Raw genomic sequence first — 10,501 nt, forward strand, 5'->3', positions numbered from 1 at the left:
AAGTGTAATAATCAATAGTTAAATAATAGGGGATAGATTTCTTCTAACGAAGTCGTACCATCGTAAAAGAGGTTAAATGCATTTTCCGCAAGAGTCTGTATACCACGATCTGTCAATAACCCACTTACGTTTGTATCAGCATTTTTGATGGCCAATGAAAATGACTGATCTATCGGTATAACTTCATATACGGCCTTGCGTCCTTTATAACCGGTATAATGACAAGCTTCGCAACCAGTAGGAAGGTAGTGGTGGAGCACCTCACGATAGGGTTTGAACTGTCTGGGGTATAAATTACTATCAAATTGCGCCTGTTTTTTACAAACAGGGCACAACAGCCGGAGCAACCTTTGCGCTACCGTTGTATTTAGGGTGTTAGCTAACAAAAATGAAGGAACTCCCATATCTATCAGGCGGGATACCGTTCCCCAGGCGGAATTCGTATGGATGGTGGAAAGTACGAGGTGTCCTGTTAAGGCGGCGCGGATAGCCATATTGGCCGTTTCACTATCCCTGATCTCGCCCACCATGATAACATCCGGATCCTGCCTCAAAAACGTTTTCAAAGCAACCGAAAAACTCAACCCGATATTTTCCTTTAACTGTACCTGGTTCACACCGCTCATGGTATATTCAATCGGATCTTCAATCGTCAGGATATTACGGGTTTCCTTGTTCAGCAATTTTAGTGTGGCGTAAAGGGTGGTCGTCTTGCCCGAACCTGTCGGACCGCTGATTAACAATATTCCATTCGGCCGTTTGACCCCTTGCAGGTAATTATCGAGATCTTCTTCCGAAAAGCCAAGTTTATAAAGATCAATATCCGTCGCATCATTATTCAATAAACGTAGAACCACTTTTTCGCCATGCAACGTAGGAAGTATAGACACACGAATATCAAAATTGTGCTCTTCTGTTTTAAAGTTAATACGCCCATCTTGAGGAAGGCGTTTTTCTGCGATATCCAGATTGGCCAGTATTTTGATTTTATTGATCAAAGCCGGATAGTCCTTGTGTTCCAGCAGGTACCTTTCCACCATCAGGCCATCAATACGAATCCTTACGCGACATTTTTGCTCATAGTTTTCAATGTGAATATCGCTGCTTTTTAAATTTTTGGCCTCGCCAATCAGACGTGTCAAAAAATCATCGGAATCGTTCAAACTGAGCTGGCTGCTTTTGTGACCAGAATCTTCCGTTAGATAATATTTCGACAATAACTTGTTGATCAGATGCGTAGATCTTGGAAACAGATTAACTTGCCTGCCCGTCACGATCTCCAATTCAAAAGCCAGGTTCTCCAGGTTAGCACTGTCTTCACAGTATAAGCTCAGATATGTGTCTTTTTTTTCAAGTGGTAAGATCTTATAATGCCAGGCTTGCTCCTTCGTAATAAGATGGATCTGCTCCGATCCTAAAATGATCTCCTCTATCCCCATTTCCATCATCAGATAAATTGATCAATGAACCATTCCTCATTTCCCAATTTTAAGTTAGGATTGATCCACTCAACCACAAGTATGATCGCAAAAACCAACGCCTGATAACCGGCTAACGGCAAATATTTTTGCTTTGCTACGGATTGTAACTGGTAAATAAACCAAAATAAAGAGACGATAAACAAGCTGGAAAACAAAAATACAAAGTAATTTAACGGTGGAAAATAAGTGGATACGGAGATCCATAAAAGCAAATCACCTGTATGAAAATAACCCTTATTCAGATCGATCAACTTCTTTCGTGTGATACTGAGAAAGATGGTCATTAAAGCATACAGCATGAAAATAAAAAGTAAATTGACCCCGGAATCAATACATAGATTAATCCAGTTGCCACCCGACTTTAATTCAATAAAAATTAATAATAGGCATACGGCCGGAAATAACGGAAAATAAACACGATGCTTTTTATGATCCTGTATAAAAATTATAAACAAGAAAATTAATGCAAGTACCTTGGCAAATATCATTTTAGTCAGGGGTCACCTCTTTTAACGTTTTGTCTTGATCAATTTGCCATACACTAAATTTACCGTCCCCATTAAAATCTACTACTGCTGTAGCAGTAGCGGTAAAAGTAGTAGTAGTGAAATTTGAGATTTCAATCTTGTAATTTGCCCTACCGTCCTTGCCTTCTGTGGATAGTTTCTCCTGGATAAAACCGAGTTCAGTAAGATCGTTCGTATATTTGGAGTGTTCGTAGAAGTAACTTTTTTCTAAAGTCTGAATGTGTTCCAATTGGATCTTGGCCTCCATTTCTTTCGCTTTAGTAAGTACCGGCATAAAATTAGGCAAAGCCCATAAGATCATAATGCCAATGATGATCAAAACAACTAGCGCTTCTGTAAGCGTAAATGCTTTTACGTAGTGATGCTTTTTTATTTTTAGGGGAAGACACTTCATATTTGATAAGGCTACGCTAAGGTATTATTTTATTAGGAAAAATCCTAACGCATCTAAGTCTAAAGACTGCAATACGTTATTTTCAGTTTTACAATCTTTATGGGAAGAGACTAAATCAGCTTTAATTTAAAGGTGAGATTGACGAAGAAATGTCTGATATCACTGAGCAACAGCATTACGAACCTATCAAATGGATTAATGCAGCAATTGAATATCTAATGAATACGTCAGAAAGGCTGACGGTTGATGATATTAAAGAAAGGCTCGATGTAATATAGGATGCCAAAAAACGGCTAAGTAAAGAATGACTTACAAGAGAAGAAGTTATGGATCTTTTTAGTATTAGCAAGGCTGCACTAAATCGTAGGATATCGGACGGGATGCCAAGGCACAAAAATGGTAAAACAGTTTACTTCTATCTTGAAGAAAAAACGAATGGATGAAGAAAGATGCGGCCTGAACTTAATAAGTTCAGGCTTTTTCATGACATTTTATTGCCGGAGCGCAGCGATCAATCCTTATGGTGGGCAAATAGGCAGCTCGCTCCTTTTCGTTTATCTCCGGCAATATTTTATCACTTAGAATCGATTATACAGAATTATGAGCAAAAACTTTAAAACAAATGATGCCCAGGAACATATTAAACAACAACATTGCCCTACCTGCAAACAATATGTGAAATATTCTAGCCGTTATCTGGACTATGTTTGTAGCCGATGCGAAAAATTGGCTGTTAATAAACAAGGATACTTAATAGATTTTTTCAACATTACGCTTGATGGACATGGCTGCCAAGGAAAATATATTGACAGTGGTAAGTTATATCGTTCGGCAAAATGTTTTATCAAAGGAGTAACAAGTAAAGCAGAGGAAGCATATTTAGGTGGAATCGTTATCAGACCGCTTAAAATAAAAACACTATCCAAACGTGTTCTTACAAAAGAAGAATAAAGTAAAGGTGTTAATCCGGTGAGCTGAAACAAGCTTTAAATTTTCCGGATAGGTTAGGTAAATGTTGGCATCAATATATTAATAATATTAGCCGTCAGTTAAATTTTACGCAGCTTTATTAAGTGTACTTTCCTAAACTTATATTCGCATCGTTAAGTATTTAATCGTATCACAATTTCATGAAAAAACTTCTTTTGGCAATTCTGCCACTATTCTCGATGAGCTATTGCTATGCTCAGGTCACAACCGATCCCAACACAGGTAATGTAGGTATTAAGGTAAATAACCCGACAACTGCACTTCAAATAGGTCCATTTCAAACCAGCAATTCAAATCAAATAATTATTCCCGGGACCTATAATTTCGAACAGGTAAGGTTTGGCCAAATTAGTAACGGTAACAGCGCATTGGAATTTGTTAACCATACAAGTTACACAAACTCTTATGGTATTAGATTTTCAATAGACATCGATCATGGGGCACCAGGGTTAAATTTGCAATATGCACCTTCCACAAGTGACTATGCAAGCTTGAATTATAAGACCGGTTTACATTTAGACCTTAGTGGTAATATAGCTATTGGAACAACATTGCATCCTGCAGGCTATAAATTTGCAGTCGCCGGAAGTGCGATTGCTGAATCTGTCACCGTACAGCTTCAAAGCGAATGGCCGGACTTTGTTTTTGATAAACATTACACTTTAAGGTCTTTAACAGAGCTTAAAAGTTTCATTGACCAAAACCATCACCTTCCTGAAATGCCAGCTGCTAAACAAGTAGCTAGTGAGGGAATTAATCTTGGCGAACTCGGCAAGGTACAAACTAAGAAAATTGAAGAACTCACCCTTTATTTAATCGAAAAGGATGAAGAAGTTAAAAAACAACAAACTCAAATTGATAGCCAGCAACAACAAATTAACGACCTAAAAGCTCAGGTTACTGCTTTATTAAAGCTGTCCAATACAAAATAAATTTTACTTATCTCAATTCTGTGAAGAAGCTTTTCTTGATAATTCTGTCAATTTTAGCGGCAAGCTATTCTTATGCCCAAACGTGGCAACCGCTTAATGGCAATCTTTTTTTGAACACCGGTAATGTGGGAATTGGGGTAACAAATCCTGAATATAAACTTGATGTTTATAAAGGAACAACTGGAAGTGCATTAAATATTACTGGTGTAGCAGTAGGATCGGGAAATGACACTGGGATGGATTTTTCAGCAGCTAATGGAGTAATAGCAACGTATGTGCGCATAGGTCTACAAATTAGTAACGGAGGAACAGGAAATGAAACAGGTGGGCTTATTCTCTACCGTTAATGAAGGCTCACTGACTGAGAAAATGTTCATTGATGCATACGGCAATATGGGTAGTGGGACAACGCTCCAATTGCTAAGCTGGAGGTACGGGGAAACACACTGGTGTATAATCCTGCCGGACAGTCAACTATTTGGGCCGGCTCAACAGATGAGGGGAAGACTTATATAAGAATGAACACTTCGACTGATGCAAATGGTTATGGTATCATTCAAAGTATATCTGCCTCTGGTAGTGCTTGGGGAAATAGCATAATTAACCCAAACGGAGGCAACGTAGGTATAGGTACTACACAACCAGATAAAACCCTGACCGCAAATGGCGTTATTCACACCACCGAAGTTTTAGTTGACCAATTTGTTCCCGCACCTGATTATGTTTTCGACAAGGACTATGATCTCACGTCACTTAAAGATGTAAAAAGCTACATCGATCAAAATCACCACTTACCTGAAATACTTTCAGCTGCCCAAGTTGCTAAAGAGGGTATTAACCTCGGTGAGATGAATGCTAAACTATTAAAGAAGATTGAGGAACTGACGTTGTACTTAATTCAACAGAAAGAGGATTCCGAAATTAAATTTACAAATCAACAAATACAGATTGATGAGTAAAAAAAACAAATTAAAACTCTTTTAAAAACGAATAACTAATTCCATTTATGAAAATACTTCTTCCGTTAATTCTATCATTATTGACAATTCAATACACTTTGGCGCAAAACACATTTGGCTCATCCGGTGATGCCGCTATAAATACCGTGGTCCCTTCGGGCCATTATTATTATAACGCACTATGGATGCCTAACGGAAATGCACTGATGCCTGAGAATTCAGCGAGTTACTCTTCCATCAACCTTACCTCTAATATATTAAGAAATTCATCTAACATATGGGGATTTGTAAACCCCAATTTGCCTGCTTGGAGAGTGTGTATTGGTAGTGGAAGTGCTACAGATTACTTTAATGTAAGCCGTTCAGCCTCCACAACTTATTTAGAAAAAACGCTTTTTAAAATTGATAACTCAGGTAAAGTTGGTATCGGCACGGATAGCCCGGGTGCAACACTAGATGTCTCAGTGGAGAGTTCAACTTACACTAATGTTATCAAGTTCGGCGATATCACACCTGGCTACCTGACATCTGGGGCATCGGGCATTTATTTTAGCAACAGTTCTGGTAATCCAGTTCTCGTGATACAGCACGCTGGAAATGTAGGTATAGGTACTTCGAATCCTGATCCTAATTCCAAATTAACTGTAAGCGGTTTAATTCATGCTACCGAGATTTTAGTAGACGCTAACGTAAAAATACCGGACTATGTATTCGACAAAGGCTATGAGCTCGCGACTTTAAAAGATGTAAAAACCTACATCGATCAGAACCATCATTTACCCGATATTCCTTCAGCTGCACAGGTTGCTAAAGGTGGGATTAACCTGGGTGAAATGAATACGAAGCTTTTGAAGAAGATAGAAGAACTGACGCTTTATTTAATAGAAAAGGACAAGCAAATTGAAGCGCTTAAAACGCAGCAAACAGAAGACTCTCAAAGTCAGCAACTACAGATTGATGAATTGAAGAACCAGATTAAGAACATATCAAAAGCAAAATAAGCATGAAGAAACTATTTATCACCATTTTATTTGTCTCAACTTTAAGCTATGCCCGAGCGCAGACAAATACTTTCCCGCCAGACGGAAACGTAGGTATAGGAACGGGGACAGCGAGACCAGCAAGTTTACTTTCCTTAACCAGTACATATGCCACTGACATTTTACTGAATCGTATGACTGGGCAGTATGCAAGAACGCTATATTCCACCAACGGGAAAATTCAATGGTATTTAGGTTTGGACAATGATCCTACCCCAGGTAAGCAAACATTTGTTATTGAACGCCCAACAGCTACCGTATTTGCTATTGATACTTTAGGGAATGTTGGTGTTGGAACAGTGTCCCCCGTCGCTAGGCTACAAGCGAGTAATCCCGGTGATTCCCCACAACTTGTTGTGAGCCAGGGAAACTGGGCGCATTCCGGTGCTAACTGGTACTTGCAATCATTAAATGGAAAATTCTATATCGGAAATTCTCCCAATCCGGATGGATCTTATTGGGGAAATCTAACGGACAGATTGATGATTGACAATAACGGCAGTGTCGGTATTGGGACATCAGCCCCTGACCCTAATTCCAAACTAACTGTTGGCGGGACCATTCATGCTACGGAGGTTTTAGTAGACCCTAATGTAACAATACCGGATTATGTTTTTGACAAAAATTACGATCTCGCCAGTTTAAAAGATGTAAAAACCTACATCGATCAAAATCACCATTTACCTGGAATTCCCTCCGCAGCCCAGGTTGCCAAAGAGGGTATGAATTTGGGAGAGATGAATACCAAATTGCTGAAAAAAATAGAAGAGCTAACCTTATACCTGATAGAAAAAGACAAAGACCTAAGCAAGGAAAAGTTAAGAAATGATGCCCAGCAAAAGGAGCTTGACGCGATCAGGAAAATGCTGAAATTGAAATAACCCCTAAATCTCTGCACTTAAAACAACAAAAATTACTAATTCTTATCATGCTGAGCAATTATAAAAAGGTGTGCTGCTGTCTTGCACTGGCCCTGACTGTGAATACACTTAAAGCCCAAACCATTCTGGAAACAACGCCGCCTAAACTAGCGCCCAACTCGATATCCCCGGAGGCAACTGCATTCGGTAAATTTGGAGATATCCCGGTGGGCTTATACACGGGTGTCCCTAATATTACTGTTCCAATTTACACCATCAAAGCTAAGGGTATAGAAATCCCCATTAGTTTGAATTACCATTCTTCAGGAAATAAAGTAAACGATATTGCAACCACTGTAGGGCTAGGATGGAGTTTGCAGGCCGGAGGCGGTATTACCTGTGCTGTAAATGGCTTGCCCGATATATTTGGATGGCTGGGGCCGCAGGACCGCACACCGCAAACGGGCACATTACCAGCTTCCTTCGACGCGTTTACCTGGAATCGCGATCCCCAATACATGTTTATGTATGGAGCAGCGACTGACTCAATAGATACCAAACCGGATTTATTTTACCTGAACATGCCCGGTAAAAACATTAAGTTTTTCTTTGATCAGGATAGAAATATTTACACGATACCTTACCAACGTATCAAAATGACCTATGCCACCGGGGGGAATGCTTTTACCGTGACTGATGAGCATGACAATTATTTCGAGTTTAACAAAGAAGAAGATGCAATAACGGAGTCCGTTGGTACTGGAGGCTCGCTTTTCAGGCCATTTTATCCTACGCCATCCTGGTATTTGACAAGGATAATTACCGCTCACCATGATACAATCAGCTTCTTATATGATTCTTTAAAATACAACTTTGATAACCAACCTACAGAAATACGTTATGGGAAAGCCGTAGCTGATAATGCCTGTGATCCTGGTTTTAGCCGGCTTCAAACCAGTACCACTACGATAACTGCATGGCGGATCCGGGAGATTATCGCATCGACTGGAGACCATGTGGTTTTTAACTATAACCTCAACCGAACTGATTTACCTAATACGCAGGCTTTGACACAAATTGCCTTATATTATAAAAATCAGGACTCGCCATTAAAAACATTCGACTTAAATTATGATTATTTTTCATCCGGTACCCGGTTAAAGTTGACAGGGGTAAAGGAAAGTGGAGCCGCTCCTTATAGTTTCGAATATGGTGGCCCGACCCTGCCTGCGCGTTTCAGCCCATCACAAGATCACTGGGGCTATTTCAATAACAAGACAAATAGTACATTATTACCAATGGACGATACCCATGGTTTTTTCACAGGAGCTAACAGGGAACCCGATACGGCTGCTATGAAGGCGGGGATTTTAAAAAAGATCATTTATCCAACCGGAGGATACTCTTCATTTGACTATGATGCGAATGATTACGTAACAACCGAACGTACCGGAACAACCCAAGGATTCGCACAATTAACTGGCCTTGCCAATCAAACAGTCAACCAATCATTTATGGTGACCGCTAATTCCAGCTATTTCACCTTATCCTATGATTCTGGCAATCCTGTCAAAACCCCCGGGGGAGGTATACCACCAACAGGTGACAGTGAGGCGCAAATTACTTTAACCGGGCCCAGTAATTTCAGCGCTATTTATCACGGCAAAAGCGTCAACGGAGGATTAACCATACCCGATCTGGCCCCCGGCAATTACAATATCGAAATCGTCTGTAACGGCGACTTCGGCAGCCCATTCTTAACGGTGCAATGGACGCACCCCGCGGATCCCTCGACAACGGCAACATTCAACAAATTTGCAGGTGGTTTAAGGATCAAATCTATTACGAACTATTCGGGCCCGGCTTCGAATACTTTAGTGACCAAATATTTCGAGTATAAGAATACCAACGGTTTATCATCAGGCGTACTGGGGTACAAACCTCAGTATATGAACTATATGGTACATAAGGATGTAAATAAAGGAAATTATTTCCAGGAATGTTATTACACGTCGCAATCATCCAATTCGCTTGCACCATTGAGCACGATACAGGGTGGAAACGTAGCTTATACCCGCGTTAAAGTTTATACCCGGGATTCTATAGGGATGGGATATACCGTGAACGTATTATCGCAAGGTGATGTATCTGGTGTACTTGGGTATCCCTATTCCCCAATAGTATCTTACGATTGGCTTGAAGGGCTTCCGCTTGAAACAACAGACTATATCTACAACAATGTAACCGGGAAATACAACCCGGTTAGAAAGGTAGTTAACAAATATCAATACGGTTTCGGCGATCCTTTGATTTACCCCAACGGGCATAATGTACGTGGACTTGCGATCGGGTTATTTATACCGGGGGTAATCAACCAATTAGGCGCCTGCACAATATATCCGTGCCCTCGGTCACCCCAATTTGTGGTAACGGAATATCATCTCGACTCGCCCTGGTTTTATCCGGTATCAAAAATTCAGACTGATTATGACCCTGCTGATTCGACCAAACAACTGATAACTACAGAAAATTATCATTACGATAATGCTGCCCATATTGAGCTGACCCGGGAAGAAGTAAGCAAAAGCAACGGCGATAATTACAATGTTTTGCTGCGATACCCGAAAGATATTAACCCGGCTTTTGCCTTCAATTCAAGCCCCGTTATCGAGAAACGGCTAATGGTTAATAATGGCAGTAGTGTCATTAATGGTTCGATTACTACTTACAAAAACCAGCCAGGCGAATTTCCTGACGCCTACTACACGCTCAAGACCCCGCAACCTGTCGACCCCGCTGGTTTGGCTTTCTATGATGGTACCGGCGTTGACCCTGTAAAATATGAGAGCAGATTCAATTATAGTTATGATGATGCTACCAATATTGCTACGGTTTTGAAAGAAGGCTTAATCGCGGATACCTATCTGTGGGGATATCATCATCAGTATCCCGTTGCATCAGTGAAAAATGCGTCGTATCAGGATTTAGTAAACGTATTAGGCCAGGGTGTTATAAATCAATTGAATAATACACCCGGAACAGATGCACAAATCAGAAGTCAGTTGGCTGTGTTACGTACCGCCTTACCGAATGCACAGGTGACGACATACACTTATAGTCCGCTTGTTGGTATGACATCGATGACCGATGCCAAAGGGATAACGACTTATTATGAGTACGACGGCTTTATGCGCTTGATGAATATTAAAGATAAGGACGGCAATATCATTAAGCACATTGATTATCATTACCAAAACCAGTAATCATATCACAGATGAAACTCAACCTAAAACAGCACATCGGGACAATTACGTTATT

Annotated in this window: 10 protein-coding genes; 8 read left to right on the top strand and 2 right to left on the bottom strand. The window is 40.3% G+C overall.

The window, feature by feature from the left end:
• Positions 1-11: 11 nt before the first annotated feature.
• Together PQO05_RS06905 and PQO05_RS06910 are read right to left on the bottom strand one after the other, a co-directional pair.
• A complete protein-coding gene (locus tag PQO05_RS06905; RefSeq protein ID WP_273631969.1) occupies positions 12-1,448 on the bottom strand; it encodes a GspE/PulE family protein in 1,437 nt (478 codons plus the stop codon).
• A 522-nt stretch (positions 1,449-1,970) separates the two neighbouring features.
• Positions 1,971-2,402: a type IV pilin protein gene (locus PQO05_RS06910; protein ID WP_273631970.1), complete on the bottom strand. Its 432-nt coding sequence runs from the start codon at positions 2,400-2,402 to the stop codon at positions 1,971-1,973.
• Between the two features lie 149 nt (positions 2,403-2,551).
• Between PQO05_RS06910 and PQO05_RS06915 the strand changes: the two genes are divergently transcribed.
• The 8 genes from PQO05_RS06915 to PQO05_RS06950 all read left to right on the top strand — a co-directional run bounded on the left by PQO05_RS06915 (position 2,552) and on the right by PQO05_RS06950 (position 10,446).
• A complete protein-coding gene (locus PQO05_RS06915; RefSeq protein WP_273631971.1) occupies positions 2,552-2,680 on the top strand; it encodes a hypothetical protein in 129 nt (42 codons plus the stop codon).
• A gap of 322 nt (positions 2,681-3,002) precedes the next feature.
• On the top strand, positions 3,003-3,353 hold the full coding sequence (locus PQO05_RS06920) for a hypothetical protein (RefSeq protein WP_273631972.1): 351 nt from the start codon (positions 3,003-3,005) through the stop codon (positions 3,351-3,353).
• A gap of 179 nt (positions 3,354-3,532) precedes the next feature.
• Positions 3,533-4,324, top strand: a complete 792-nt coding sequence (locus PQO05_RS06925; RefSeq protein WP_273631973.1) for a hypothetical protein — start codon at positions 3,533-3,535, stop codon at positions 4,322-4,324.
• 20 nt (positions 4,325-4,344) lie between these two features.
• Positions 4,345-4,671, top strand: a complete 327-nt coding sequence (locus tag PQO05_RS06930) for a hypothetical protein (RefSeq protein ID WP_273631974.1) — start codon at positions 4,345-4,347, stop codon at positions 4,669-4,671.
• Positions 4,672-4,842: 171 nt separating this feature from the next.
• A complete protein-coding gene (locus tag PQO05_RS06935) occupies positions 4,843-5,283 on the top strand; it encodes a hypothetical protein (RefSeq protein WP_273631975.1) in 441 nt (146 codons plus the stop codon).
• A gap of 47 nt (positions 5,284-5,330) precedes the next feature.
• The gene (locus tag PQO05_RS06940) at positions 5,331-6,284 is read left to right on the top strand and encodes a hypothetical protein (protein ID WP_273631976.1); all 954 of its coding nucleotides are present in this window, start codon (positions 5,331-5,333) and stop codon (positions 6,282-6,284) included.
• A gap of 2 nt (positions 6,285-6,286) precedes the next feature.
• Positions 6,287-7,204, top strand: coding sequence for a hypothetical protein (locus PQO05_RS06945; protein WP_273631977.1), 918 nt, complete (start codon positions 6,287-6,289; stop codon positions 7,202-7,204).
• A 98-nt stretch (positions 7,205-7,302) separates the two neighbouring features.
• Positions 7,303-10,446 (top strand): RHS repeat domain-containing protein, encoded by a 3,144-nt coding sequence (locus PQO05_RS06950; RefSeq protein WP_273631978.1) that lies wholly within the window; start codon positions 7,303-7,305, stop codon positions 10,444-10,446.
• Positions 10,447-10,501 lie beyond the last annotated feature (55 nt).

It is taken from the genome of Mucilaginibacter jinjuensis (assembly GCF_028596025.1).
GTDB lineage: Bacteria > Bacteroidota > Bacteroidia > Sphingobacteriales > Sphingobacteriaceae > Mucilaginibacter > Mucilaginibacter jinjuensis.